The organism is Flavobacterium rhizophilum (genome assembly GCF_046000485.1).
GTDB lineage: Bacteria > Bacteroidota > Bacteroidia > Flavobacteriales > Flavobacteriaceae > Flavobacterium > Flavobacterium rhizophilum.
Genome location: NZ_JBELQB010000010.1, coordinates 35,827 through 60,165 on the forward strand (window position 1 = coordinate 35,827; position 24,339 = coordinate 60,165).

Sequence of the window (24,339 nt, forward strand, 5' to 3'; positions counted from 1 at the left end):
TGTAGTGAGGAATCTCTGAATTTTGAATAGAGATGTCTCCTGCTGTCGACATGACATACTTAGGGCAATAAGAGTTGTTTACTGTGACTGAATACTGAATACTTCTTCTTTTGTCCTGATACAAAAAGACAAAAAAGTCAAGGCTGCGTGGCTGTGAGAAAATTTGTATATTAGCTTTTTAAACCTCCTTACCATGAGATACTTAACTTCACTGTTGTTTTTGGTTTTCTGTCTATCGGCAAATGCTCAAAACTATCCCAAATACAAAACTACAAGGGTAAAAGATACTGTTTTTACCCAGCCGGAAAAGACAGATGAAATTGTTATAGCCGAGACTCAGCTGGCAGAAGAATCTAAAAGCGAATTTGAAGAGCTTTTAGAGAAAGCCAGACAACTTTATAGGGATTTAGATAATGAGCAGGCGATTGATGTTTTAAACCAGGCGCTGGCTATAAGTCCGCCAGATTGGGAGTATGTCGTTTTGAATTTTAGAGGACATTGTTACTTTAGGCTAAGGGATTTTGACAATGCTATAAATGATTATACAAAAGCTTTAGAAGAAACAAAAATTCCACATTATAATGCTAAGGGACAGCTATGTTTAGCCCGTGGAATTGCTTATAGTGCAAGAGGTGGTGAGGGAGATAAAGAGAGAAAATGTGCCGATATTACTGTTGCCCGTGCAACGGGAGCATTGGGTGGCGATAGGTCAATACTTGATGAAGGTTGTGATTAGTAGCTGTACTATCACTGTGTATTATACGTTATAATTAATAACTTAGCTATAAATAATTTACTATGAAAAGAATTACTTCAATATTAATAGTTTTACTTACATGTAGTAGTAGCCTGATGGCACAGGAATATGCTAAATATACTACTAAAAAAGCTAAAGATACTGTTTTTGCCGAACCGCAAAAAACTCCTGTAGTTAATGAAAAAGCATGGGTAGAACCACAGGAGGTGAAAAATAAAGAAACAAAATCGTTTGGTGATTTTCAGGCTATAATGAATAAAGCGGGAGAGCAGACAATACAAAATAATTATAGGCAAGCCCTTAAGTTTTATACACAGGCACTTGAGGTAAGTCCGGAGAGTGAATCATGGAGGGTGTACATTTCAAGAGCAACTTCATATTATCAGCTAAAGGAGTATAAAAAAGCAATAAAGGAATACACCCTTATGATTGAGGATAGCAATACTCCGCAAAAAGAAGTAGCATATGCTTATTTGATGCGAGCTAATGTAGTAGCTGAAACAGGAACAAAAAAGGAAAAGGCAAATGCTTGTGATGATTTAAAAAAAGCCAAGGAACTTGGTATAGATGACATGGTGATAAAAACCCAACAGGTTTATGCGTTAAAATGCCGATAGATTATAATGAAACACGTACTAAAAATACAACTATTACTCTTTTGTTTGTTAGCATTTACTGTTGCTAATGCACAGGAATATGCCAAACACAGGGTTAAAAAGGGTAAGGCTAAAACCGAGCAGGAAGCAGCAGAACAGCCTGAACCTCAAAAAGCAGTGGTTACTGATAGTGTTGCTAAAGAAATCCCTGTTGATGATGAGTTTGAAAAGCTAATGCGTAGAGGAGCAAAAGAGGTGAGTACCCGTAAATACCTGGATGCTATAGCAACGTTTAATAAAGCAATGGAATATAACCGAGAAACCGCACGTGTTTTGCGGTGCCGTGGTGAGGCTTTTTACAGTAGTAAAGATTATCTTAGCGCTATAAAAGACTACACCGAGGCTATTGAACTGGGTACCGATTACCCGGGGGAAGTGTATTACTCTCGCGCCATGTGTAAGGCAAAACTAACCGAACCCGACTATGAGGGGGCCTGCATCGATTTTAAAAAGGCAAAAGAGTTAGGCTTTACCATAGAAGGACGTGATGTAATAAGCCTGTACTGTAACTAAACTTAAAAAAACACCTTACAACGATGGATAAAAAAAGTATTATTTATCATATTTTAAAACGATCATTTCAGGTTTTTTTAATATTTGCGTGCTTTATGGCATTGGTTAAAATCGTTTCACTGTTTTCTCCTTTTAAGGAGATTCTGTTAAGTTGGGAGTTAGCATTACCTATATTACTGTTTACATTTATTGTTGTAAGGAGTAACGTTATTCGTTACAGAAAATGGAAAAACGGTGAAGAGGTTGGAAATGTAGATCACCCTGCTGTTACATTGTTTGTTAAGATATGTTTGCAGCTCTTTTATATTTACATAGTGACGGGGATTACTTTATATGTGTTTGGTCTCAATAAGGGGTTACCTAATACTGTAAATATGTTACCTGTTGTGTGGTTTGTATTGATAATTGTTTGGGATAATATTAAACGGTACAAACAAACCAGGGCAGAGGCATGAGGTGGCTTTCTCTTTTTCTCATTGTATTAGTTACAGGTTGTTCATCGGTCCAAAAACTTGACTATAGTCTTGACAAAGAGTTACTGATTGAACTGGGTGCATTTAATGGGAAAATTAAAGGAGGGCAATTTTATCAGCATCGATTGAATGAAAAGGAATTTGCTTTCCATATCTATAATTTGATATTTAAAGACGAAGTGTATAATTCCAGAATTCGTTTTTTAAATAATGTTTTTGTTTGGGATGATGAATTTGAATTTGATGGTTACGAAGTTTTAAGTGAGCGAAAGGAAGATAATTATCAAATAAGAGTATGTAAAGTAACATGTAATCATCCTGCTTTTAAGAAATATGGTAGTCCGTTTAAAAGTGTTTTTATTTCTAGAAACGAAGGTGATTTTACAGCTATGTTAAGTAACTATTCTGCTTTTGCAGATAATGTAAATGAAAATTATTTGCTTTCACAATTCAAAAAAATAGATTTTGAGTTGAGACAAAAGAAATAGCAGGTACTTTATTTACTATCTTTAACGTTATATATTGACAACCAATTTTTAACACACCTATTAAAACCTTTGATTTATGAAAAAAGCAGTTTATTTAGCCTTTATGGCAGTAATGGGAGCAGGGATGATTTCCTGTAGTACCGAAGACGCTACTGAGAATGATACTGCAATCCAACAGAAACAGGCAGAAGCATCTGTAGAGGCGTATAAAGGAATGGATTTCTCCAACCTGTTTGCTGATTTCCGTTTTAACCTGAATATCGATTTTTCCCTATTGTACAGTTATGCCAATATGCAGGAACTAAAAGCTAGTTCTGATAAAGACCTTACTGAAATTATTGATGAGTTTAGAGATCTCATTGCCGAAAAACAGGAAAATGGTATTACTGACATAGTTGCTACTATTGAGTTTAAAAATGGTGAGGCTCGGGTTAAGCAGTATCTTTTCCTGGATAACAGTTTAATGAAAGAAAAGGTAGAGTTTGCCGGTAGGGATGGGGTAGAATCAATAACCAGCGGAGAGTATAAAGCGCCAAATTCCCTACTTACAAATACTGTTGACGATGATATGCCTACAGTAAGTGATTATTTAGTAAACAGCCTGCAAAACAGTGATAGTGTAATACTGCAGTTTAAGGTTAATGCTAAAGCCGGTAAGGGGAGTGTTTATATCATATAAACTAAAAACAATACCTATATAAATTGAAGAAGCCTGCTAAATATAGCAGGCTTCCGCGTTTTTGATAAAAATAGATATAGAGTAAAACAGAGTAGAGTAATGTTTAAATAAGTTAAAAATTGCCCAAGAGACTTATAAGTTCTGCTGTGATCCCCCATGATAACGCACCTAACTAGCTCAAGGGCAATTAGAATAACAAAGTAATACTAAATATTAATATCTTAAAATAAGAACGTATATTAAACGCGCACCGTAGTGCTTTGTTTTCAGTTTTTAAAAAACTGCCCGAACGTATTGGCTTCCCTTAATCCCTCATGACGCAGGCTGAACCTCATTTCAGGCAATTTTTTTGAAGAAAATATATAATAGCAGGGCATGTTGTTTTCCCAAAAAGCATTTAAAAATGCTGACTTTTTTGCCGATAGGTAAGGTTACGGCCTATATGTTTGAATGTGTTTGCCACAACGGGCATTCACATAATGACAATCTTTAAAAAAATTGCCCGAAAGAAAGTTAGTTTGTAATCCCCCACAATGATAACGTACCTAGCTTATTTTGCTTTCAGGCAATTAGTATATAAAATAGCAAAGTAAATTCCTTAATTATACTTTTAAATAAATCCGATAAAACTTATTACACACTTGCAAACTCCTACAGGGATAAGCAAGGCAACCAAAATAAATGCTATTATTTGCCACCAGTTCTTAATTTTTTTCGAAAAGGCGTAGTTAAGCATTGTTATAATAATAAGCGATATTATTATCGCGGTAAAAAATACATATACTGTTAGTATGCCAAGGCTCTCGGCTAAAAAAAACGTTTCCATAATTTTATACAGTTAAAGTTGAAAAAGTAAATTGTCTAAAAAGAGTAAACAAAATTCTCCCCCGGCGCATTAGCAAAGGCTATTGCACTTAATTAGCTGGCAAACAGGGTTTAGGGCAGCACTTAGCTAGGGTGCTGTCACATAACTGTTTTTAATGTGGTAGTGATTTTTTTTAGTTGGTTATTCCTGTACCTGTTTTAAAATCAAGCAGGTCTTTTACATATTGCGGCTGCAAGTGCATGTATTCGTCACAGCTTTGTAAAAGTTTGGAGTAACCTCTTTCTACAGCAGCCCAAAAAAGTTGCTGTTCATCATCACACAGGCTGCATACTTCAAGTCTTCGGCAAATGGTTTTATGCTCTAAACTGTCAATAAAACCCCATCCCATTTCGTAGCGTTCGTTAAAACCCTGTGGAGGAATGTGCGACTTTAGCCTGTTGATTAGATTTTTAGAAGTGGCCTTTGGGCTAAGGCCTGCTAACTCGTTTAAAGTGAGCTTAATGATCTCGTCATAACCTTTCCATTTGATGGAGAAGATTTGACCGGAACTTAGTTCGATAAATCCGCTTAGCATGTTTGTAATTTGTTTTTGGTGGATAATTATTGGTTGGTTGGTTTGTGTGTATTCAAATATTTTTATTGCATTAGTTTTTAATTTTAATGTTTTTATGTTATCCCTACTGTTCCGTACGGGATTTGTTTATCGTCATCTTTTTCTATCACTATGCCTTTTACTGTTAGCGGAATTTGCTGCACTTCTTCAAACAAATTAGCCTGTTCCAAAATCACTGTGTTATAATCCTGCGGATTTAACAATAGTTTATTATTTGTATTTAGGCTCTTTTCAGTAACTACATCTCTAAGTGCTTGTAAGCTAACATTTTTACCTATATATTTTAACTGTGTTCTCATAGGTTGCTTAGTGATTTGATCGAAAATTAGTTAAAATTTTATAAAAGATTGTTTAATTAAAACCAAAAATCGATGAACGACGTAAATCTTCCTATAAAACGTTAATTTTTCCAATTATGAAAAACCTTAAAAGAATTTATCCGATTGCAGTAGTGGCTTTTATGCTGCTTTTAGGTTCGGTTTCCTATGCACAAAAAACCGTTATGGTAGGCGGAGCACCCATGTATCCTACTAAAGACATTATTGATAATGCCGTAAACTCTAAGGATCATACTACCCTGGTTGCTGCTGTTAAAGCTGCCGGACTGGTAGAAACCCTTAAAGGAGACGGACCGTTTACCGTGTTTGCACCAACAAACGAAGCTTTTGCAAAGTTACCTAAAGGTACTGTAGAGACCCTTTTAAAACCCGAAAACAAAAAAATGCTTCAAGGTGTATTAACCTACCATGTGGTAGCCGGTAAATGGAGCGCTGCCGATGTGATGAAGGCTATTAAAAAAGGTAAAGGCAAATATGTTGCAAAAACGGTACAGGGCGGCGAGCTTACTTTTATGATGGATGGTAATGATGTATGGGTTATTGATGAGAAAGGCGGCAAAGCTAAAATTACAATTGCCGATGTGAATCAGAAAAATGGTGTTATACATGTAATTGATACTGTATTAATGCACAATTAAAATAGTTTGGATTTCATATACATGATTTAATCAGTGTATGGTTTGGTTTAAGTTGATTTATTTAAAAAGCCCCGATTGATAACCGGGGCTTTTTTACTTATTGGCTTACTCCGTTTGTCATCCTGACGATAGGAAGGATCTCTTTTTCATTCCGACTGAAGCAGGAATCTTTTATTTTAATTAGATTTTTCGACTTCACTTCGTTGCGCTCAAAATGACAAATGAGAATGTCGTTCTGATGAAAGGAAGGATTTCACTTAAAATTTAAAATTCATTATTTAGAATAATAGAAAAGGCTTAATCTTCAATAAGTTCTTTAAGCCTGTTGGTAACCACTTCCCAGTTTTGCAGGGAGTGTTGGGCTTTTTCTTCGTCGTAGTTGGTTTGCGAGATGGTGAGCTCGGTTCCACCGGGTATTTTTTTTACCTGATAGGAAACCTCAAGATAGTACTGAGGTTCATCGGGTAGGGTAGTCCAGCTACTATGATAGCTGTAGGACAGCTTATCGTTTTCGTTATACTCCAGTACAATACCTTTGTCCTCATAACGTGTGCCTTTATATTCGCCATAAAAGCGAATAGGCTTTCCTACTTTCCATGTGGTTTCGAGATTGGAGCCAAAAAAATACTGCCTAACCATTTTGGGGTCGGTAAGGGCTTTCCATACATCACTAACATGGGCATTGACCACTGTTTGGTGTGTAATTTTGAAATCGGTTTGCATTGTTTTTTGGGTATTTGTTATTGCTTAGGTAAACAAATATAACCATCTAAATGATGAGATAAAAGGAGGAATCCCATAAAGAACTATGTTTTTCAACAGATATTTTACTGGTTTTCAGGAGATAATTTGCTAACGGTTGCCGGTGGAAAGCCTATATGGGTACTTAGTACTTTCATTTCAAACCAAGGATTTAGTGTGTAGGTATTTTCTCTTGCTGATATGGATACTGTAAGTAATTTTAAGGTAAGTAAAAGGTAGGAAGTTGTTAAAAGCGGTATAGATATAAATTTAGGAAGGTTAATTTTTCGAACTCTGTTTATAAGTGCTATTATTATATAGAGTACTGTAAAGTATATTAGTAAATCGGCCAGAAGAGGTAATATAAAAAACTGACTTGCCATAGAGGTATGAAAAGCAGGAGCCTCATATATAAAAGGGTAGCCTAAAACGAAAAGGTTGTCTACATCTTCAACTTCAACTATACTGTATGGAGTTAAAAATGTAAAGGCTATTATTGTTAAAGGAATAACTAAAAGGAGTGTTAGTTTTTTCATAAGCTAATACTTAAGGAGTTGTAACAGTTAACCTTTTTATTAATCCGTTTATTTTTACCTCTATTTCAGGATATTTTTTTAGGCAGGGCAGTAGCCCTTTAAAAAAGGGAAGGCTGTTTTGTGTTCCCAGAAGATATTTTGTATCTATATTTTTATTTTCGACTGAATAGCAAATAACATTGTAAGTACCATAAGGTAACTCAGATTTTAAGATGTCGTTTTTGTTAACCTCATAATTTGCTATATATAAACTTATAATATCGAAGCTTTCTTTGTCTACTTGGTAAATGTTGGTTTCAGGATGTGTAGCCTGATTTATAGGGTTAACAGAAATAATTATATTCGGCATAGGCTTATCCTGATCTCCTATGTGAAGGAAAGCATAGCTTTGTGAATAACATATCATTGAACAAAAAAACAGAATTAGTAAGGTGACGTTTTTCATGGTAATAAGGTTACATTCAAAAATAGCAAAAGTTTATCTGTTTATGATGTAATGTATAAGTTGAAGATAAATAAAAAGCTCCCCGAAGGGAGCTTATATATAACAGTTTAAAAACAGTTTTATTGTTTTACTCTTATTTCAAACATTTTATCCCAGTTTTTACCGGTAATAAAAATGGTTTTGGTTTTAGGGTTGTAGGCAATACCGTTTAGTACATCCATATCAGGGTGCATGGTCACCTGTTTTTTAAGCGGACTAATATCCAGTATATGCTCTACAGCTCCGGTAGCAGGATCTATTACGGCAATACCGTCTGTTTGGTATACGTTACCGTATATTTTACCATCAATCCACTCCAGCTCGTTAACCGATTTGATTTTGCTGTTAGAGGTATATACATTTACATAATCAACTTCTTTAAGGGTTTTAGGGTCCAGTTTCCAAATCTTTTCAGTTCCGTCACTCATATATATATACTTGCTGTCATCGTGAGTAAGTCCCCAGCCTTCAATCTCCTTGAAGTATTTAAACTCTTCAAGTCTTTCAAAAGTATCGGCATTAAAAACAAAACCGGTACGGCTTTGCCATGTTAGCATATATATTTTATTGTCTACAACGGTGATACCTTCGCCAAAGTATTTTCCTTCAAGTTCGGTTTTTTTGTATACCTCTCCGGTTTTGTAGTTGGTTTTACGAAGAGTTGATAGTCCGCGTCTTCCAGTACTTTCAATAAGCGTATCACGGTAAAACTCCAGTCCCTGTGTATAGGCCTGCATATCGTGAGGGTAGGTGTTAACCAGTTCATACTCCAGTTTGGTAGGTGTAACGCCACTGCCCAGTTCTACACGCCCGGTAACTTCGCTATTATCTCCGTCACTATATACAAGTGCTTTGATGTTTTTGTAACCGAATTTTTCATTTTCAAATTTAAAATCCAGTTTGGTATTTCCGTTAACACTACCCACTTTAGTATCGTTTATGTAGTAAATTACCGAGTCGATAGTTGCGTTTTTAGGGTTTTCTATACCTAAAGGAAACGTTTCATTAGGGTGATATAGCTGTTTTAGACCTGTAGTATCGAGCTTAAATAAATTTTTTTGAGAATTTTTTCCGCCGTCACAGCTCATTGCGGCAGCTCCCAATAAAATGAATGCTAATAAGTTATGTTTCTTCATGGTTTTATTAATAGTGATTACAATATACAATTGTATTTTACAATTGGCAATGACCTTTGCGAAAATACAAAAAGATTGTATATTTGCACTGGCAAGTCCTACACGACCAGCTCCTGTAGAATCCTCCAGGGCGGGAACGCAGCAAAGGTATACGGTTGTAGCGGTGCGATGTAGGTCGCTTGCCATTTTTTGTTTTATAAAAGTGGTCTCCCAATGGGAGATTTTTTTGTTTATAGGGGTAGCTGTTCTTTTGTCTTGACACAAAAGACCGAAAAGTTCAAAACCTAATGCTGTTTACTTACTCTTACGTCATTGCGAGCGTAATGTAATGGAGCGTGGCAATCTTTTTGAAATAACGACTATATTTCATTAATTTTAGATTACTAATATTTATAATCAGGTTAGTTATGAATGGTATTCAGCGATTTGCGAGGCAAATAATAAAATGGTCTTTTAATACTTCGGTTAAATTAATAGAACGATTCCATAATATGGACTATTATAACAGTAAGGTGAATACGTTAAGGCAGTATCCTGAAGGAACTATAGGCTATGATGTTGCCAAACGCCTTGATGATCATAATCTGAGCCTTGTTCCTAAGTATGAAAGCCATGACCTCAAACATGTTTTACTGGGCTATGAGATGACACCTGTTCACGAAATCAGGATGCAGGCATTTATGTTAGGGAATGGTAATTATACTGTTCCGTGTTTTGCGATTTTATTGTTTGGAACCATACTATTACCCGACGAATGGAGTACTTTTTATAATGACTTTAAACTTGGACGAAAATCTATGTCTGTTTCGGCATATACAATTGAGGATTATGCCTCTTTTAATACAATAAGTCTAAGACAGGGGGTAATAGGCACTAAAAAACGTAAAAGATATATTTTGAAGTTAAATACACTTATAAGATATGGTGCAATAACTTCTGTGTTTGGAGGAGTTTTTGGTATGATATTTTGCCTTCCGTTCTTATTTTCTTCAAACATTGCCGATTTAGTAGGTGCAGGGTTTCCTTTTGTAGGCGGATCGATACTTACTGTTGGTGGACTTTACACCCTTTCAAATCTTACAAAACTTAAACCACAGGCAGAAGGGGTGGTTTAAGTGGGGGCTTATACAAAAGAACGAAAAGTTCAAAATCTATTGCCTTTTGCTTACTCTTACGTCATTGCGAGCGTAATGTAATGGAGCGTGGCAATCTTTTATTTGATTACTTCGTTGTTCCTCCCCGTAATGACGCATGAGGTTGTAATCCTGACGATAGGAAGGACCTAATTTAAAATTTAAAATTCATCATTTATAATAATGTTGTTTATTGTCCTTTTGTCTTGACACAAAAGAACGAAAAAGTCAAGGCTATGGTTTCTCAGGCTATAAATTACTTCTTTCGGCTAAACCATCTGAACTCGGCTATCGCCTCAAACAGCAGATGCTTTTTTACGCCTCTTTCACTAATTTACTTTGCCTTTAAAACCTAATGCCATTTGCTTACTCTGCTTGTCATCCTGGCGACAGTAAGGATATCTTTTCCATTCCGACTGAAGTGATAACGTAACGGAGGAATCTCTATTAGATTACTTCGTTGTTCCTCCCCGTAATGACAGTAGGTGTTGTCATCCTGACGATAGGAAGGATCTCATTTAAAATTTAAAAAGCATCATTTACTATAGTGTTTCGTCTCTCATTTATTATCTAATCGTCTTTAACTTAAAATCCGTATTTTCGCCATTCAATTATAAATCTCCAATTAACCAATAATGAAGAGAGTTGTTTTTATTACCGGAGGATCTTCGGGTATAGGGAAATCCATAGGCGAATTTTTATCTGAAAAAGGGTATACCGTTTATGGTACAAGCCGTAACCCGCAAAGGGTAACCGGTTCTAAGTTTCCGCTTGTGGCGCTTGATGTTCGTGATCCCGCTACCATTAAGTCAGCAGTTGCCGAAGTGATAGAGAAAGAGGGCAGGCTGGATGTGCTTATCAATAATGCCGGAGTAGGTATAACGGGGCCGCTTGAGGAAATCCCTGCCGATGAAATTAAAAACAACTTTGAAACCAATGTTTTTGGACCCATAGAGGTAATGAAAGCCGTAATGCCGCAAATGCGCGAACAGAAAAGCGGACTCATAATAAACGTTACTTCTATTGCCGGATACATGGGGTTGCCATACCGTAGTGTTTACTCGGCTTCAAAAGGGGCACTGGAACTTATTACCGAAGGCCTTAGAATGGAGGTTAAAGGTTTTGGAATTACCATTACTAATATTGCTCCGGGCGATTTTGCCACAAACATTGCTGCAGGACGTTACCATGCCCCGCTTGTAAAGGGTTCGCCATATGAAACCCCATACGGAAATACGCTTAATATGATGAATGAGCATGTGGACGGTGGTAGCAATCCGCTTGAAATGGCCGAAGCGGTTTACTCGATAATGAAAGACCCTAACCCTAAAGTACACTATAAGGTGGGGGCATTTATGCAAAAGTTTTCTATCGTTTTAAAAAGGTTACTGCCTGATAAAGTGTATGAAAAGTTGTTAATGAATCATTATAAATTGTAGTTTTGCAAAAAAGTTTTCCAGAACATATTTTAAAGTAAGAACATGAAATTTTTTATCGACACAGCTAATCTTGACCAGATTAAGGAAGCTCAGGAGCTTGGCGTTTTAGACGGAGTTACAACTAACCCATCTCTAATGGCGAAAGAAGGCATTACAGGAAGAAACAACATTTTGAAACATTATGTTGACATCTGTAATATTGTAGACGGCGACGTAAGCGCTGAGGTAATCGCTACCGATTTTGAAGGTATGATTAAGGAAGGTGAAGAGCTTGCCGAACTGCATGAGCAAATTGTGGTTAAAATACCTATGACTAAAGATGGTGTTAAGGCTGCTAAGTATTTCTCAGATAAAGGTATCAAAACAAACGTAACGCTTGTTTTCTCTGTAGGTCAGGCTTTACTTGCTGCTAAGGCAGGTGCTACTTATGTGTCTCCGTTTATCGGTCGTCTGGATGATATCTCTACAGATGGTTTAACACTTATCGAAGATATCCGTCTTATCTATGATAACTACGGTTATGAAACAGAAATTCTTGCTGCATCTGTACGTCACACTATGCATATTGTGAATTGTGCTAAAATTGGTGCCGACGTTATGACAGGTCCTCTAAGTGCAATTACAGGTTTATTAAAACACCCACTTACCGATAGTGGTTTGGCTCAGTTTATTGCCGACTACGAAAAAGGTAATAAGTAATATTATGAAAGGCTGCTTCGGCAGCCTTTTTTATTGGATATGATTTTAGATTGAAAGATATGCCTGCTGTCATTGCGAGCGTAATGCAATGGAGTGTGGCAATCTGTATTAGATTACTTCGTCATTCCTCCTCGTAATGACTGTAGCGGTTTTGTCCTTTTGTCTTGACACAAGAGAACGAAAAAGTCAAGGCTTTGGTTTCTTAGGCTATAAATTACCTCTTTCGGCTAAACCATCTGAACTCGGCTATTGCCTCAAACAGCAGATGCTTTTTTACGCCTCTTTCACTAATTTATTATACGCCATCAAAACCTAATGCCGTTTGCTTACTCTTACGTCATTGCGAGCGTAATGCAATGGAGCGTGGCAATCTGTATTAGATTACCGCGTCATTCCTCCTCGTAATGACAGTTGAGTTTGTCATCCTGACTGTAGGAAGAATCTCATTTCCATTCCGACTGTAGCGATAGCGTAACGGAGGAATCTCTTTTAGATTACTTCGTCGTTCCTTCTCGTAATGACAGTTGAGTTTGTCATCCTGACGATAGGAAGGATCTTATTTAAAACAATAAACGATTTACTTTTTCTTTGTGAGCCTTTTGTATATCTGTTTGTATTTTTTTCGGGCAGTGTGCGATGGGTACTTCCTGTAAGGGGTAAGGTTGTTAAAAATTAGTGCTATGGCAAGCAGTATTAAACATCCTGATAGTACAGGAGATAGCACATACATATAGCCCAGTGCCTTTATTTGTGGTGAGGCTGTTGCTGCTATTAGTGCTGTTGCGCCACCGGGAGGGTGCAGGGTTTTGGTTATCTGCATCATTACAATTGATAGAGATACGGCAAGAGGCGCAGCTACCCATAGCAAATCGGGAAATATTTTTTGCACTGTTACACCAACTATGGCCGATATAACGTGTCCGCCAATTAAGTTACGCGGTTGTGCTAACGGACTCTCAATTACTCCATATACCAATACGCAGGTAGCTCCAAAAGACCCTATTAAGAACACCAGTTCTCTTTCGGGCATTAATCCGTATTGCAAATAGGCAATTATACCTAGACCTATAAATGAGCCTATAAAAGCCCAAAAATGTTCTCTAAAATCTACTAAAGTTTCCCTGTACAATACGTATCGGGTTTTGCGGTAGGTTTTTTTAATCTTTTTTATTGGCATGAACGTGATAATGATTTTGTAAAATTTGTGCAAAGATAAACTGATATTTGCTTTTCATTCTTAATAAAAGAATCTATTTATTTCATACCTTTAAAACCTAATGCCATTTGCTTATTTTGCTTGTCATTGCGGGCGTAATGCAATGGAGTGTGGCAATCTTTATTAGATTACTTCGTCATTCCTCCTCGTAATGACGCATTAGGTTGTCATCCTGACGTTAGGAAGGATCTCGTTTATTATGTTTGTATAATCTGTTTAATGCACGAGCGTCCCGCTCGCACTGGCATTTGGTATAATACTTAAAGACTAGTTTTCTCAATTAACCTGCTCAAAATTCTTATTTCCAATAGCTTTTATGTACATTTACTAAAATCGAATATTATGTACAGTTACAAAGAAGCGGTTTACCTGGTTGATTATTATAAGGATAAGGTAATAGGTAAGCCTATAATACCAAGTAGTAAAAAACTAATAGATCTTGTTGAGGTTGAAAATAAAAATAACGATTCTTACAGCGTAAAATGTGTGGTAACCGAACAGAAAGGAGCTAACCTTTTTAGGGATATACATGCCATTACTAAGGAACTGGAACTTACCGAACCTAAAGTGGTTTTATCGCAATGGGGTGCTAACAATGCATAATACTGTTACTCAATAATCATCTCGATGTGCTTATCTCTGTAGTCTTTCAGGATTTTTGACTTGAATACCAGTCCGTAAAACTTATCATCTTTTAATATAGGGTAGTATTCGGCTTTAGTGGCATCAAACTTATCCATTATCATTTCTACCGAATCTTCCAGTGATACGGTGTCGCCCACCGGACTCATAAGTTCTTCCAGTTTGGAGTATTTTATTTTAAACGGACTAAAGGCTATGTGCCTTATGGCGTTAAAGTCTATCATACCCACCAGACGTTTTTTCTCGTCTACCACGGCAAAAATACTCTGGTTAGTGGTACTAAGCAGTTGTATCACATCGTCTGGCGATTGAGTGGGCAGTAGTGTAGGGATATCGGTAGTAACTACATTAAGTATATCAATGGAGTTAAGTACGTTTCTGTCTTTGTCAGATGTAAATACCTCACCCTTATCGGCCAGATGTTTTACGTCCATCGAGTGTACCTCAAACTGTTTTGATACTGCAAAACTGATGGAAGACACTATCATTAGCGGAAGCATAAGGCTGTAGCCTCCGGTAATCTCACCAATAAGGAATATGGCTGTTAGCGGTGCGTGGAAAAGTCCGCTCAAAATACCCGCCATACCTACTATGGTAAAGTTACCCACAGGCAGGTCTTTATCCAGTCCGGTAAGGGTAATAAGCTTGGCTACAAAAAAACCAAGGTAGGAGCCTACAAAAAGGGAAGGGGCAAAGTTACCACCATTACCACCGCAGGAAAGTGTTAGTCCTGTAGCAAATACCTTTAGCATCATGGTAACTCCTGCAAAAAGCAGCAGTATCCATGCGTTGTCTTTAAGGCTTTCTACAAGGGTGTTCTCCATAATGGCTTCGGGGTTTAGTCCAGATAATACTTTAAGGCTCTCATAACCTTCACCAAACAGCGTAGGGAAAAAGAAGATAAGTATTGCCAACGGAATGGCTCCATACAGTGCCTTGCGGTATTGTCCCATTTTAGTACGGGCAAAATGCTCTTCTATACGCTGAAACGTACGGGCATGGTATAATGATACAAATCCTGCCAGTATACCCAGCAGTACGTAGTAATGTATATTGTGATAGTCAAACGACTGTTCTTTAGGAAACGTAAGTAATACTTCTTCGTTAAGTACAATGGTAGAAACCAGTGCGCCCGTAGCAGCCGATATCATAATAGGGATAAAGGCGGTTATGGTAACATCGGTAAGTACAACCTCTATGGCAAAAAGTACACCGGCAATAGGGGCGTTAAATGCTGCGGCAATACCGGCAGCCACACCACAGGCTAATAGGAGTATCCTGTCTTTTTTAGAGAGCTTATATTTTTGTGCAAAGTTAGACCCAAAGGCCGCACCGGTAATGGTAATGGGTGACTCAAGTCCTGCCGATCCCCCTAAACCTACGGTAAGGGAACTGGTTAATATTTGGGCATACATTTGCGAACGCGGAATAATACCGCCTTTTTTTGCTACAGCATAAAGTATGCGAGAGCTTCCTTTCTCAATTTTGTTGTTAAGTACCCTGCGTACCACCCATACCGTTAGTACTATACCTACTATAGGCAGTATACTGTTAATAAACGGAAGTTTAAGGTAACTGTTTACATAATTAGCAAAACGGAAAACATTATGGGCAAACCCTTTTAGTATAATTACCGCAAACCCGGTGGTGATTGATACCAATACACACGACAGGTATATAAAATGCCTTTCGGACAAAAGGCTTTTAAGTAAAAAAAACAGGGTTTCAAGACGCCTAAAGTTATTTCTTAAAAATAATCTGATTTTAGAAATCGTTCTTTTGGGCATTGCGTTTCACAAGGTTTTAATTGAGGAAAATAATTGAAAAAATAAAAACGCTAAGGTACTGCATTTGTAAATTATTTTCGACTAAATCATAAATTTTTTAACGCTTCTCTCGTGCTTAGAGGTTTAAGTGCTGCTGTTGTTACGAATTCCCTAACGGCTTCGGGATTGGTTTTTCCGTATTCGCGTAGTGCCCAGCCTATTGCCTTTTGTATAAAAAACTCGTTGCTGTCCTTGTGTTTAAGGCATTGTTCAAACAAAATTGCCTGATTGGTGTCCCTTTTATATCCCAGCTGAAACAGAATAGCTGTACGGTTTAGCCACATGTTGTCGTTGTTCGAAAAATGGTTTATAACCATTGTGGTTTCTTCGGGGTACTGTTGCAGGTAACCACCCACTAAATATTTGGCAATAGTATCTACAGTGTCCCACCAGGAGTGGTTTATAATAAGGAACTCTATAAGATGGATATCATCCTTTAAAAACTTCTTTTTAAGCTCTTTTGTAAGTATCTCTACAGCACAGTAGTGGTAATCCCTTTTTTCTTTAGTATATAAAGTACGTGCTATATTACGGCAATCGGTTTTAATCTCTTCCTTATGGTTGGCATAGGCTTTTTTAAATATAACTCTCCTGTCGTTTGTTTTCAATCCGTAAAAAGTAAACAGTCCGCGCATATAGTTGTGCATGTAAAGCGCGTTTTCGGCATTGGTATTAGCTTCAAATCCGGCAGTAAGTTCCTGTATGAATGTCATATTTCCAGTTCGGTTTTTTTATCCGCTACAAATTTCTGCATATCCTCAAAAAAGGCAAAGAATTCCTGTTCATATTCGGTATAATACTGCTGTAGCTGTACTCCGGCGTTTGTCATGCCCGATTTGTGTTTGGTGCGGTAATCCATTTGCATCAGTATAAAACTGATACCTTCTATAGTAGCATATTTGCTAAGCCAGTCTTCCTTTTTAAGGTGTACCATCATGCGCTGGGTGCGGGGTGCCAGTATATCATAATTGTCATCAAGGCTTTTGTAAAATGCAGCGGCATATTGGGGCAGGGGCGTGTTGCAGTACCTGTTCCAGTTTTTGGCCAGAAGGTGATCGTAAAACATATCCATTATAACCCCCGAATAGTGGTGGTAGTGCGGATGCAGCCTTTTTGTTCCCTGGCGGAAAATAGGATGGGCATCGGTATGGCTGTCAATTGCCCTGTGCAGCAGTATTCCTTTTTGCACATTAGGCGGAAAGTGATCTATTTTGTTTCCCTGTATGGCATCGGCCATGAAATTGCCTATTTTAACAAGGTCGTTATCGCCCGAAAGGTATATGTGTGCCAAAAAGTTCATAGGCACAATTTAGGGATAAGTTTAATAGCAATCAATAGTAAAAACGGGCAATTGCGGGATAATCGTAATTTGTTAGTTAAAAATATGTTTAGGATTGAGCTTAAAAAAACTGCATTGCTATCTTTGTGGTGTAAAAATGAACCTGCTAACTAAATTTTATAATGACGTTAATTAAATCAATATCAGGGATTAGGGGAACCATAGGTGGTAAAACCGGGGATAACCTGACTCCCGTAGATGCTGTAAAATTTGCCTCTGCTTACGGTACGTGGCTAAAATCACAAAGCAATAAAGAAAAACTTACTGTAGTTATAGGGCGCGATGCCCGTATATCAGGACCTATGATTCATAGTCTGGTAATGAACACTCTTGTAGGGCTTGGTATAGATGTGGTTGATTTGGACCTATCTACTACGCCTACGGTTGAGGTTGCCGTTCCGCTGGAACAGGCAGACGGTGGTATTATACTTACTGCCAGCCACAACCCAAAACAATGGAATGCTCTTAAACTGCTTAACGAAAAAGGGGAATTTTTAAGCGGTGCCGATGGTGCTAAGATTTTAGAGATTGCCGAAAGTGAAGCGTTTGATTTTGCCGATGTGGATAACCTGGGCGAAATTACATCAAACGATGCTTTTATGGATATTCATATTGATGAGGTACTAAACCTTCCGCTTGTGGATGTTGAGGCTGTTAAGGCCGCTAAATTCAAAGTAGTGGTAGATGGTGTAAACTCATCGGGAGGGGTTATTATCCCGAAATTATTGGAACAGATGGGAGTAGAGGTGGTAAAGCTGTATTGCGAGCCAAACGGACACTTCCCGCACAACCCGGAACCTTTAAAGGAGCACCTTGGTGATATTTGTGAACTTGTGGTTAAGGAGAAAGCTCACTTTGGTATTGTGGTTGACCCGGATGTGGACCGACTTGCTTTTATTAGCGATGACGGAGAAATGTTTGGTGAGGAGTATACCCTTGTGGCTGTTGCCGATTATGTATTGAGCAAAACTCCGGGGAACACGGTAAGTAACATGTCGTCTTCACGTGCGCTTAGAGATATTACCGAAAAACACGGTGGTACCTATGAAGCAAGTGCTGTGGGTGAGGTTAATGTTGTGGAGCTGATGAAAAAAAACAATGCCGTTATAGGCGGCGAAGGTAACGGTGGTATTATTTACCCTGAGCTTCACTATGGTCGTGATTCACTGGTAGGTGTTGCTCTTTTCCTTACGTACCTTGCCGGAAAGAAAATGAGTGTTGCTGCACTTAGAGCCAGTTACCCTCAGTATTACATGAGTAAAAACAAAATTGAACTTACGCCACAAATTAATGTAGATGCTATTTTAGAGGCTATGGCTACTAAGTATGCTAACGAAGATATTTCTACTATAGATGGTGTGAAAATTGATTTTGCTGAAGAATGGGTACACCTTAGAAAATCGAATACAGAGCCTATCATCAGGATTTATACCGAAGCCAAAGGTCAGGATAAAGCCGATGCTCTTGCTGTTAGGATTATAGATGAGATTAAACAGGTAGCGGGTATTTAATAAGCTATTCACATATTGAATTATATAAAGCCTTCCTTTTTAGGGAGGCTTTTTTTGTGGTTTAACCCTGTTGTCACTGCGAGCGTAATGTAATGAAGCGTGTCAATTTCGTTTATACTGGTATATAGATTGCCGCGTCGTTCCTCCTCGTAATGACAGTAACGGGTTGTCATCCTGATGTTAGGAAGAATCTCATTCAAAATTTAATATTCATCATTTAGAATAATGTTGTTTATTGTCCTTTTGTCTTGAAACAAAAGAACCAAAAATTCAAGGCTGTGGTTTCTCAGGCTATAAATTACCTTATTCGGCTAAACCATCTGAACTCGGCTGTCGCCTCAAACAGCAGATGCTTTTTTACGCCTCTTTCACTAATTTACTTTACGCCTTTAAAACCTAATGCCGTTTGCTTACTCAGCTTGTCATCCTGACGATAGTAAGGATTTCTTTTCCATTCCGACTGTAGCGATAGCACAATGAAGGAATCTAAACGAAAGGAGGTGTAACACTCAGTACTTAAGCTACTTATTTGCTAAGAGCTTTTCTTGTAAATACTTTCCTGTTATAGAAGTTAAAGTTTTGATTTTTAAATAATTATATGGTTTTCCGTATAGAGGTTCTGTCTTTTTTAGTGTACCTTTATTAGTGGTAAATTAGTATTTACTAATTATTGGTTAATGATGGCCCCGGTTACATAAAGCAACCGGGGCTTTCATTTTTTTATCATTTAAAGATTTAAAAATGAATATTTAAGGTTTGATTCAATTAGAAATAATAAGATCTGTGAGGAAAAATTAAATCTTCTTAAAAATATTTTTATAGAAAACGAAATAAACTTTGGTTCGGCAGTTACTTATTTATGTGGTTTTTCTTACGGTTTTATGTTTTTGTATCTCAGTGTTTTAAGCAAAAACTAAGAATTGTTTTTAATAGTTAAAAAAATACTATGCGCTCATAATAAATGATTTACGGTCTGTTTTAACATTAATTTAATACGGGTTTCCGTAAAAATTTAACAAATATTTATAAATTTGCGCCGCTTCGTTGAAATAGATTTGAGTTAACTCAACGAGGAAAACAAAATCAGTTGTTATGGGCAGGGTTTGGTACCTCTGCCTTTTTTGTAGGATTTTAACAAAACCTGTCAGATTTCCTTAAAATCGTGTTATACTTTTCATAAATAAGCAATTGGTTAAAAATATAGCCTGTTTTGCATCGTTACATTCTACATGTCGGTCACCTTACTAAAACCAAATCACATTTCACGAAACTACTAACTCTAAAACTGATTGACATGGATTACATTGTTCCAATACTGGCGGTAGGGTTGCTATGCTACCTGGCCTTTTTAATTTACAAGGATCTTAAAAAACGCCATAGGAAAAGAGACTTTTACTAATACAACTCTCATAATTTTTAATTATAGTTTTTTATATGTTGAGCCGGTAGCTTAGGGGTAATATTCTAAGCTTTCCGGTGTTTTTTTATAAATATCACAAACAGGGGGTGTTAGTTTATAAAAGTAATTGACTATAACGTTTTAATTTTCCTAAATTTGCGCTTTATAAAGATTAAAGAATGTTAGAAGCTGCAAACACTACTTTAGGTACACAAATGGAACAGTACTTTGAAAAGTTCCGTAATAACATTGTGGGTATTAACCAGGAGTTTGATACTCCCTTTGGTAAACAAAAAATTGTTTATACCGACTGGACTGCCAGTGGCAGGCTGTACCGACCTATAGAGGAAAAACTGCTTAACGAATTTGGTCCGTTTGTGGCCAATACCCATACTGAGACTACCGTTTCGGGTACGGCAATGACAAATGCTTACCATGAAGCGCGTCATATCATAAAGCATCATGTAAATGCAGGAGCTGATGATGTACTTATTACCGATGGTAGTGGTATGACAGGGGTGGTAAACAAATTCCAGAGGATACTGGGGCTTAAAGTGCCAGAGAACCTAAAGGAGTTTACTACAATACCGGAGGAGAAAAGGCCTGTGGTATTCGTTTCGCACATGGAGCACCATTCTAACCAAACCTCATGGCTGGAGACTATTGCCCGTGTTGAGGTTATTCCTGCCTGTGAGAAGGGACTTATCTGCCTTGACAGCTTTAAAGCCCTGTTAGAGAAACATAAAGACCGTACGCTTAAAATAGCATCGGTAACAGGTTGTTCTAACGTAACAGGAATCAGGACTCCGTATCATGAAATTGCAAAACTAGTTCACCAGTACAACGGTGTTTGTTTTGTAGACTTTGCCTGTAGCGCACCTTATGTAAATATAGACATGCACCCGGCAGATGAAGAGGCTTACCTTGATGCCATTTTCTTCTCTCCGCATAAATTCCTTGGTGGTCCCGGTACATCGGGAGTGCTTATCTTCAACAAAAAATTATACAAAAACATGGTTCCCGATCATCCGGGAGGTGGTACCGTTAGCTGGACCAACCCTTGGGGAGAGCACAAATACCTTGATAACATTGAAGAGCGTGAAGATGGTGGTACACCAGGCTTCCTTCAGGTTATTAAAACAGCGCTTTGCGTTAAGCTAAAGGAGCAAATGGGGGTAGAGAACATGCTGAAAAGGGAACATGAAATTATAGACTATATTTTCACTCAGTTTAATGAGGTAGAAAATATAAACATACTTGCTCCGCAGCATCAGGAAAGGCTTGGGGTTATTTCGTTCTTTATAGATAACCTGCACTTTAACCTTGGTGTAAAAATACTTAACGATAGGTTTGGTATTCAAACCCGTGGCGGATGCAGTTGTGCCGGTACTTACGGTCACTATCTGTTACACGTAGACCACGAAAAGTCACAGTATCTTACTAACAAGATTACCGAAGGCGACCTGATACAAAAACCGGGATGGATTAGAATGTCCATTCACCCAACTACTACCAATGCCGAGATTGAATATGTTTGCAAGAGCATTATTGAACTGGCTAAAAACCACGAGGAGTGGAGCAGGGAATATGAGTATAACAGGGCTAATAACGAATTTACACACGTAAAATCTCAGCCTGTGGTACAAAATATGGTAGATAACTGGTTTAAGCTTTAGGCGGATATCCCGGCGGATCGTTACGGCGGTTTTTAAATCGTTTGTGTGTCCATAGGTAATAAGCCGGGGCTTTTCTAATCTGGTCTTCCAGCATACGAAGAAAAATATCGGTTAACCCGAAGTTAGGCACTTCTTTAGGGTTACCCTCATACGGAATAAACGTGGCTTTATAATGGCCGCGTTTTATTTTTTCACCCTTAACGTAAATTACGTTCATATCTAACTTTTTGGTAAGTAATTCGGCACCACCGTGTACGGGTACTTCCATCCCGAAGAATTTCCCCCAGTAGGGAACGCGGTATATTTTAGGGCTTTGGTCACTAATAAAACCATAAATACCCAGTATACCCTTGCGGGCATTGTTTTTCATTACAGGTATACTTTCTTTGGTATCAATAAGTTCGGCACCAAGCCTTCCGCGCAGTTGTCTTACCATTTTGTCAAAATACGGATTGGCAAGCTTTTTATAAATACCAAAACCTTTGTGGCTGGTAAAATGCCTGTTCATGGCAAGAAGCCATTCATAACTGCCGTAATGTCCTATAAATAAAGCAATACTCTTGCCTTTTTTTTCGTATTCGTGTATAAGTTCTATGTTTTCAAAAACAAAACGTTTTTCAATTTCCTTATCGCTAATGGTCATTGTTTTTGCCATTTCGAATATGGTATCACAAAAATGACGGTAAAACTCCTTTTCGGTTTTTTTGCGTTGGGCTTCGGTTAGTTCCGGCAGGCAAAGGGCAAGATTAAGGCGTACGGTTTTCTTGCGGTACCCTATTACGTGGTATACCAGTACATAAGCGAAATCAGATAATAAATAAAGTAACCTGAAAGGTAGTATAGAAATTAGCCAGAGTATAGGATAGGCTATGATATAGGCTAAGAATTGCATTCCAAAATTTTTTACAAATATACTTTATTATGGTTTATTTAAGCTTTTCTTCTTCAAATGGTAAGAAAAGTTTCATTACTATTGGTTAAATTTACATTTTAAAATTGAATATGGATATAGGGAATTTAGCAATTTGGGTAGTAATAGGTATTACTGCATTAGTAAGTTTTAAGGGTTTTGATAATGTTTATTTCTTTAGGAAATACGACTTTCATATAGGCAGTATAAGGGCAGGGGAGCAATACAGAATGTTTACGAGCGCATTTTTACATGCCGACCCAATGCACCTTATTTTCAATATGTATGCCCTGTACCTTTTTGGGTTTGATGTAATTTGGGGCATGGGGGTGCTGGAGTTTGTTATTATTTATTTTGCGAGCCTTATTTGCGGTAACCTGCTTACGCTGTACTTTCATAAAAACGATTTGTTTTACAGGGCAATAGGAGCATCGGGGGCTGTAATGGGCGTGATGTATTCGTCAATCGTTATGTTCCCTGATAAGCAATTACTTCTGTTTTTTGTTATACCTATGCCGTCTTATGTTTTGGGTATAGGGTATTTACTGTATTCTATTTATGGTATGAAGGCTAAGGCCGATAACATAGGGCACACGGCTCACTTTGGCGGTGCTATTGGCGGACTCGTTTTTACCCTTTGTAAAATGCCTCAACTGTTTCAAACCAATACACTTGTAGTGGTATTGCTTATAGTACCTATCATTATTTTATTCTTTATGGCCCGTTCGGGGAAAATATAGTATGAATTAATTCTTCAATTTAAAAAGAAAGTTAGTTGTCATAGAATTATGATAAAACACTAAAAAATTATCTTTCTCCATTCATTTGATTATCATTTTCTTAACAGCCTGTGTTGTGAGGTTTTGTTAATTTCGTAACAATTGTACGCTTTTATGGCATGCAATTTGGAATTCATTAGCCAAAACAAAAAATATAATCACTATGAAAAAAATTGCAATAGTATTAGTTATGATGGCAGCAGGAGCTGCAAACGCACAACAGACACCCATGCCACAGGTAACCGTACAGGGTGAGGGTATAGTAAAAGTAACGCCGGATATGGCTACCATTACCATTGGGGTAAATAACGAAGGTAACGATGCCAAAGAGGTAAAAAAGGAAAATGATAAGGCTACCGATGCTGTTATTAAATACCTTAAAAAAGTAGGGATTGACGCAAAGGATTATCAAACTGATCGTGTTTATCTTAACAGGAGCTATGATTACGACAAAAAGAAATACTACTACAGAGCTTCTCAAACCATATCGGTTAAGTTAAAAGATTTAAGTAAGTATGACGAACTTATTACAGGCCTTACCGATGCCGGAGTTAACAACATACAAGGAGTAAACTTTGAATCTTCTAAACAAAAAGAATATGAAGCACAGGCAAGAAGGGAAGCTATGCTTGATGCTCAGAAAAAAGCAAAAGAATATGCATCGGCACTGGGGCAGAGTATAGGTGCTGCTATGATGATTACCGAAAATGGTTCGTCGTCTTATATGCCTTTGCGAATGAAATCAGTATCTTATGAAATGGCAGCTGATTCAGCAGGATCCAGAGAAACTATTGCTGTAGGTGAGATAGAAATAAAAGCAAATGTAACTGTTGGTTTTGCTTTAAAATTATAATATTAGTTAGAGAAAAAAAATATAAAATAGAAATCCCCA

At 37.5% G+C, this 24,339-nt stretch carries 27 protein-coding genes and 1 other RNA gene; 16 read left to right on the plus strand and 12 right to left on the minus strand.

Annotated elements, in window-relative coordinates; all coding sequences use genetic code 11:
• Positions 1–193 precede the first annotated feature (193 nt).
• The 6 genes from ABS768_RS13245 (at position 194) to ABS768_RS13270 (ending at position 3,566) form a co-directional block, all read left to right on the plus strand.
• Complete coding sequence (locus ABS768_RS13245; RefSeq protein WP_408075437.1) at positions 194–736, plus strand: tetratricopeptide repeat protein; 543 nt, start codon at positions 194–196, stop codon at positions 734–736.
• Between the two features lie 62 nt (positions 737–798).
• A complete protein-coding gene (locus ABS768_RS13250) occupies positions 799–1,374 on the plus strand; it encodes a tetratricopeptide repeat protein (protein ID WP_408075438.1) in 576 nt (191 codons plus the stop codon).
• Positions 1,375–1,380: 6 nt separating this feature from the next.
• Positions 1,381–1,926 carry a tetratricopeptide repeat protein gene (locus tag ABS768_RS13255; protein WP_408075439.1) on the plus strand — a complete coding sequence of 182 codons (546 nt, stop codon included), beginning with the start codon at positions 1,381–1,383 and terminating at the stop codon, positions 1,924–1,926.
• 95 nt (positions 1,927–2,021) lie between these two features.
• Positions 2,022–2,381 carry a hypothetical protein gene (locus tag ABS768_RS13260; protein WP_408075440.1) on the plus strand — a complete coding sequence of 120 codons (360 nt, stop codon included), beginning with the start codon at positions 2,022–2,024 and terminating at the stop codon, positions 2,379–2,381.
• Complete coding sequence (locus ABS768_RS13265) at positions 2,378–2,887, plus strand: hypothetical protein (RefSeq protein ID WP_408075441.1); 510 nt, start codon at positions 2,378–2,380, stop codon at positions 2,885–2,887. Before ABS768_RS13260 ends, ABS768_RS13265 begins: the two co-directional genes overlap by 4 nt.
• Positions 2,888–2,963: 76 nt before the next feature.
• The gene (locus ABS768_RS13270; protein ID WP_408075442.1) at positions 2,964–3,566 is read left to right on the plus strand and encodes a hypothetical protein; all 603 of its coding nucleotides are present in this window, start codon (positions 2,964–2,966) and stop codon (positions 3,564–3,566) included.
• A 998-nt stretch (positions 3,567–4,564) separates the two neighbouring features.
• On the opposite strand, the gene ABS768_RS13275 is transcribed toward ABS768_RS13270, so the two are convergent.
• Positions 4,565–4,966 carry a hypothetical protein gene (locus tag ABS768_RS13275; RefSeq protein ID WP_408075443.1) on the minus strand — a complete coding sequence of 134 codons (402 nt, stop codon included), beginning with the start codon at positions 4,964–4,966 and terminating at the stop codon, positions 4,565–4,567.
• 92 nt (positions 4,967–5,058) lie between these two features.
• On the minus strand, positions 5,059–5,304 hold the full coding sequence (locus ABS768_RS13280) for a hypothetical protein (RefSeq protein WP_408075444.1): 246 nt from the start codon (positions 5,302–5,304) through the stop codon (positions 5,059–5,061).
• A gap of 161 nt (positions 5,305–5,465) precedes the next feature.
• Here ABS768_RS13280 and ABS768_RS13285 point away from each other — a divergent pair, with 161 nt between their 5' ends.
• On the plus strand, positions 5,466–5,981 hold the full coding sequence (locus ABS768_RS13285; RefSeq protein WP_408075537.1) for a fasciclin domain-containing protein: 516 nt from the start codon (positions 5,466–5,468) through the stop codon (positions 5,979–5,981).
• Between the two features lie 297 nt (positions 5,982–6,278).
• Here ABS768_RS13285 and ABS768_RS13290 read toward each other — a convergent pair whose 3' ends face one another.
• The 4 genes from ABS768_RS13290 to ABS768_RS13305 all read right to left on the minus strand — a co-directional run bounded on the left by ABS768_RS13290 (position 6,279) and on the right by ABS768_RS13305 (position 8,878).
• Positions 6,279–6,704 (minus strand): SRPBCC family protein, encoded by a 426-nt coding sequence (locus ABS768_RS13290; RefSeq protein ID WP_408075445.1) that lies wholly within the window; start codon positions 6,702–6,704, stop codon positions 6,279–6,281.
• 104 nt (positions 6,705–6,808) lie between these two features.
• Complete coding sequence (locus ABS768_RS13295; protein ID WP_408075446.1) at positions 6,809–7,258, minus strand: hypothetical protein; 450 nt, start codon at positions 7,256–7,258, stop codon at positions 6,809–6,811.
• Between the two features lie 10 nt (positions 7,259–7,268).
• A complete protein-coding gene (locus ABS768_RS13300; protein ID WP_408075447.1) occupies positions 7,269–7,703 on the minus strand; it encodes a hypothetical protein in 435 nt (144 codons plus the stop codon).
• Positions 7,704–7,822: 119 nt separating this feature from the next.
• Positions 7,823–8,878, minus strand: coding sequence for a glutaminyl-peptide cyclotransferase (locus ABS768_RS13305; protein WP_408075448.1), 1,056 nt, complete (start codon positions 8,876–8,878; stop codon positions 7,823–7,825).
• Between the two features lie 89 nt (positions 8,879–8,967).
• Here ABS768_RS13305 and ffs point away from each other — a divergent pair.
• The 4 genes from ffs (at position 8,968) to fsa (ending at position 12,149) form a co-directional block, all read left to right on the plus strand.
• An RNA gene (gene ffs / locus ABS768_RS13310) (signal recognition particle sRNA small type) lies at positions 8,968–9,066 on the plus strand.
• Positions 9,067–9,285: 219 nt separating this feature from the next.
• Entirely contained in the window at positions 9,286–9,993 is a 708-nt protein-coding gene (locus tag ABS768_RS13315; RefSeq protein WP_408075449.1) for a hypothetical protein, read from the plus strand.
• A gap of 653 nt (positions 9,994–10,646) precedes the next feature.
• Positions 10,647–11,450, plus strand: coding sequence for an SDR family oxidoreductase (locus tag ABS768_RS13320; protein WP_408075450.1), 804 nt, complete (start codon positions 10,647–10,649; stop codon positions 11,448–11,450).
• 42 nt (positions 11,451–11,492) lie between these two features.
• Complete coding sequence (gene fsa, locus ABS768_RS13325; RefSeq protein ID WP_330443824.1) at positions 11,493–12,149, plus strand: fructose-6-phosphate aldolase; 657 nt, start codon at positions 11,493–11,495, stop codon at positions 12,147–12,149.
• Between the two features lie 577 nt (positions 12,150–12,726).
• Here the strand turns inward: fsa and ABS768_RS13330 are convergent.
• On the minus strand, positions 12,727–13,326 hold the full coding sequence (locus ABS768_RS13330) for an HPP family protein (RefSeq protein ID WP_408075451.1): 600 nt from the start codon (positions 13,324–13,326) through the stop codon (positions 12,727–12,729).
• A gap of 381 nt (positions 13,327–13,707) precedes the next feature.
• On the opposite strand from ABS768_RS13330, the gene ABS768_RS13335 reads away from it, so the two are divergent.
• The gene (locus ABS768_RS13335; protein WP_330443828.1) at positions 13,708–13,968 is read left to right on the plus strand and encodes a hypothetical protein; all 261 of its coding nucleotides are present in this window, start codon (positions 13,708–13,710) and stop codon (positions 13,966–13,968) included.
• Between the two features lie 5 nt (positions 13,969–13,973).
• On the opposite strand, the gene ABS768_RS13340 is transcribed toward ABS768_RS13335, so the two are convergent.
• From ABS768_RS13340 to ABS768_RS13350, 3 genes are all read right to left on the minus strand, one after another.
• Positions 13,974–15,794: a chloride channel protein gene (locus ABS768_RS13340; protein ID WP_408075452.1), complete on the minus strand. Its 1,821-nt coding sequence runs from the start codon at positions 15,792–15,794 to the stop codon at positions 13,974–13,976.
• A gap of 86 nt (positions 15,795–15,880) precedes the next feature.
• On the minus strand, positions 15,881–16,546 hold the full coding sequence (locus tag ABS768_RS13345) for a DNA alkylation repair protein (RefSeq protein ID WP_408075453.1): 666 nt from the start codon (positions 16,544–16,546) through the stop codon (positions 15,881–15,883).
• Positions 16,543–17,133: an acyl carrier protein phosphodiesterase gene (locus tag ABS768_RS13350; RefSeq protein ID WP_408075454.1), complete on the minus strand. Its 591-nt coding sequence runs from the start codon at positions 17,131–17,133 to the stop codon at positions 16,543–16,545. Before ABS768_RS13350 ends, ABS768_RS13345 begins: the two co-directional genes overlap by 4 nt.
• Positions 17,134–17,294: 161 nt before the next feature.
• Between ABS768_RS13350 and glmM the strand changes: the two genes are divergently transcribed.
• Positions 17,295–18,683 (plus strand): phosphoglucosamine mutase, encoded by a 1,389-nt coding sequence (gene glmM, locus ABS768_RS13355; protein ID WP_408075455.1) that lies wholly within the window; start codon positions 17,295–17,297, stop codon positions 18,681–18,683.
• Positions 18,684–18,703: 20 nt separating this feature from the next.
• On the opposite strand, the gene ABS768_RS13360 is transcribed toward glmM, so the two are convergent.
• Positions 18,704–18,883: a hypothetical protein gene (locus ABS768_RS13360; RefSeq protein WP_408075456.1), complete on the minus strand. Its 180-nt coding sequence runs from the start codon at positions 18,881–18,883 to the stop codon at positions 18,704–18,706.
• A 1,378-nt stretch (positions 18,884–20,261) separates the two neighbouring features.
• Between ABS768_RS13360 and ABS768_RS13365 the strand changes: the two genes are divergently transcribed.
• Positions 20,262–21,758 carry an aminotransferase class V-fold PLP-dependent enzyme gene (locus tag ABS768_RS13365; RefSeq protein ID WP_408075457.1) on the plus strand — a complete coding sequence of 499 codons (1,497 nt, stop codon included), beginning with the start codon at positions 20,262–20,264 and terminating at the stop codon, positions 21,756–21,758.
• On the opposite strand, the gene ABS768_RS13370 is transcribed toward ABS768_RS13365, so the two are convergent.
• The gene (locus ABS768_RS13370; protein ID WP_408075458.1) at positions 21,748–22,650 is read right to left on the minus strand and encodes a lysophospholipid acyltransferase family protein; all 903 of its coding nucleotides are present in this window, start codon (positions 22,648–22,650) and stop codon (positions 21,748–21,750) included. The genes ABS768_RS13365 and ABS768_RS13370 overlap by 11 nt on opposite strands.
• A gap of 110 nt (positions 22,651–22,760) precedes the next feature.
• Between ABS768_RS13370 and ABS768_RS13375 the strand changes: the two genes are divergently transcribed.
• Together ABS768_RS13375 and ABS768_RS13380 are read left to right on the plus strand one after the other, a co-directional pair.
• Positions 22,761–23,408 carry a rhomboid family intramembrane serine protease gene (locus tag ABS768_RS13375; RefSeq protein ID WP_408075459.1) on the plus strand — a complete coding sequence of 216 codons (648 nt, stop codon included), beginning with the start codon at positions 22,761–22,763 and terminating at the stop codon, positions 23,406–23,408.
• Between the two features lie 202 nt (positions 23,409–23,610).
• Positions 23,611–24,300 (plus strand): SIMPL domain-containing protein, encoded by a 690-nt coding sequence (locus tag ABS768_RS13380; RefSeq protein ID WP_408075460.1) that lies wholly within the window; start codon positions 23,611–23,613, stop codon positions 24,298–24,300.
• The last annotated feature ends 39 nt before the right edge of the window (positions 24,301–24,339 follow it).

Excerpts from the sequence above, each read along its gene's own strand:
- ABS768_RS13245 (WP_408075437.1), top strand. The coding sequence starts at position 194 with ATGAGATACTTAACTTCACTGTTGTTTTTGGTTTTCTGTCTATCGGCA.
- ABS768_RS13250 (WP_408075438.1), top strand. The coding sequence starts at position 799 with ATGAAAAGAATTACTTCAATATTAATAGTTTTACTTACATGTAGTAGT.
- ABS768_RS13255 (WP_408075439.1), top strand. The coding sequence starts at position 1,381 with ATGAAACACGTACTAAAAATACAACTATTACTCTTTTGTTTGTTAGCA.
- ABS768_RS13260 (WP_408075440.1), top strand. The coding sequence starts at position 2,022 with ATGGCATTGGTTAAAATCGTTTCACTGTTTTCTCCTTTTAAGGAGATT.
- ABS768_RS13265 (WP_408075441.1), top strand. The coding sequence starts at position 2,378 with ATGAGGTGGCTTTCTCTTTTTCTCATTGTATTAGTTACAGGTTGTTCA.
- ABS768_RS13270 (WP_408075442.1), top strand. The coding sequence starts at position 2,964 with ATGAAAAAAGCAGTTTATTTAGCCTTTATGGCAGTAATGGGAGCAGGG.
- ABS768_RS13275 (WP_408075443.1), bottom strand. The coding sequence starts at position 4,966 with ATGCTAAGCGGATTTATCGAACTAAGTTCCGGTCAAATCTTCTCCATC.
- ABS768_RS13280 (WP_408075444.1), bottom strand. The coding sequence starts at position 5,304 with ATGAGAACACAGTTAAAATATATAGGTAAAAATGTTAGCTTACAAGCA.
- ABS768_RS13285 (WP_408075537.1), top strand. The coding sequence starts at position 5,466 with ATGCTGCTTTTAGGTTCGGTTTCCTATGCACAAAAAACCGTTATGGTA.
- ABS768_RS13290 (WP_408075445.1), bottom strand. The coding sequence starts at position 6,704 with ATGCAAACCGATTTCAAAATTACACACCAAACAGTGGTCAATGCCCAT.
- ABS768_RS13295 (WP_408075446.1), bottom strand. The coding sequence starts at position 7,258 with ATGAAAAAACTAACACTCCTTTTAGTTATTCCTTTAACAATAATAGCC.
- ABS768_RS13300 (WP_408075447.1), bottom strand. The coding sequence starts at position 7,703 with ATGAAAAACGTCACCTTACTAATTCTGTTTTTTTGTTCAATGATATGT.
- ABS768_RS13305 (WP_408075448.1), bottom strand. The coding sequence starts at position 8,878 with ATGAAGAAACATAACTTATTAGCATTCATTTTATTGGGAGCTGCCGCA.
- ABS768_RS13315 (WP_408075449.1), top strand. The coding sequence starts at position 9,286 with ATGAATGGTATTCAGCGATTTGCGAGGCAAATAATAAAATGGTCTTTT.
- ABS768_RS13320 (WP_408075450.1), top strand. The coding sequence starts at position 10,647 with ATGAAGAGAGTTGTTTTTATTACCGGAGGATCTTCGGGTATAGGGAAA.
- fsa (WP_330443824.1), top strand. The coding sequence starts at position 11,493 with ATGAAATTTTTTATCGACACAGCTAATCTTGACCAGATTAAGGAAGCT.
- ABS768_RS13330 (WP_408075451.1), bottom strand. The coding sequence starts at position 13,326 with ATGCCAATAAAAAAGATTAAAAAAACCTACCGCAAAACCCGATACGTA.
- ABS768_RS13335 (WP_330443828.1), top strand. The coding sequence starts at position 13,708 with ATGTACAGTTACAAAGAAGCGGTTTACCTGGTTGATTATTATAAGGAT.
- ABS768_RS13340 (WP_408075452.1), bottom strand. The coding sequence starts at position 15,794 with ATGCCCAAAAGAACGATTTCTAAAATCAGATTATTTTTAAGAAATAAC.
- ABS768_RS13345 (WP_408075453.1), bottom strand. The coding sequence starts at position 16,546 with ATGACATTCATACAGGAACTTACTGCCGGATTTGAAGCTAATACCAAT.
- ABS768_RS13350 (WP_408075454.1), bottom strand. The coding sequence starts at position 17,133 with ATGAACTTTTTGGCACACATATACCTTTCGGGCGATAACGACCTTGTT.
- glmM (WP_408075455.1), top strand. The coding sequence starts at position 17,295 with ATGACGTTAATTAAATCAATATCAGGGATTAGGGGAACCATAGGTGGT.
- ABS768_RS13365 (WP_408075457.1), top strand. The coding sequence starts at position 20,262 with ATGTTAGAAGCTGCAAACACTACTTTAGGTACACAAATGGAACAGTAC.
- ABS768_RS13370 (WP_408075458.1), bottom strand. The coding sequence starts at position 22,650 with ATGCAATTCTTAGCCTATATCATAGCCTATCCTATACTCTGGCTAATT.
- ABS768_RS13375 (WP_408075459.1), top strand. The coding sequence starts at position 22,761 with ATGGATATAGGGAATTTAGCAATTTGGGTAGTAATAGGTATTACTGCA.
- ABS768_RS13380 (WP_408075460.1), top strand. The coding sequence starts at position 23,611 with ATGAAAAAAATTGCAATAGTATTAGTTATGATGGCAGCAGGAGCTGCA.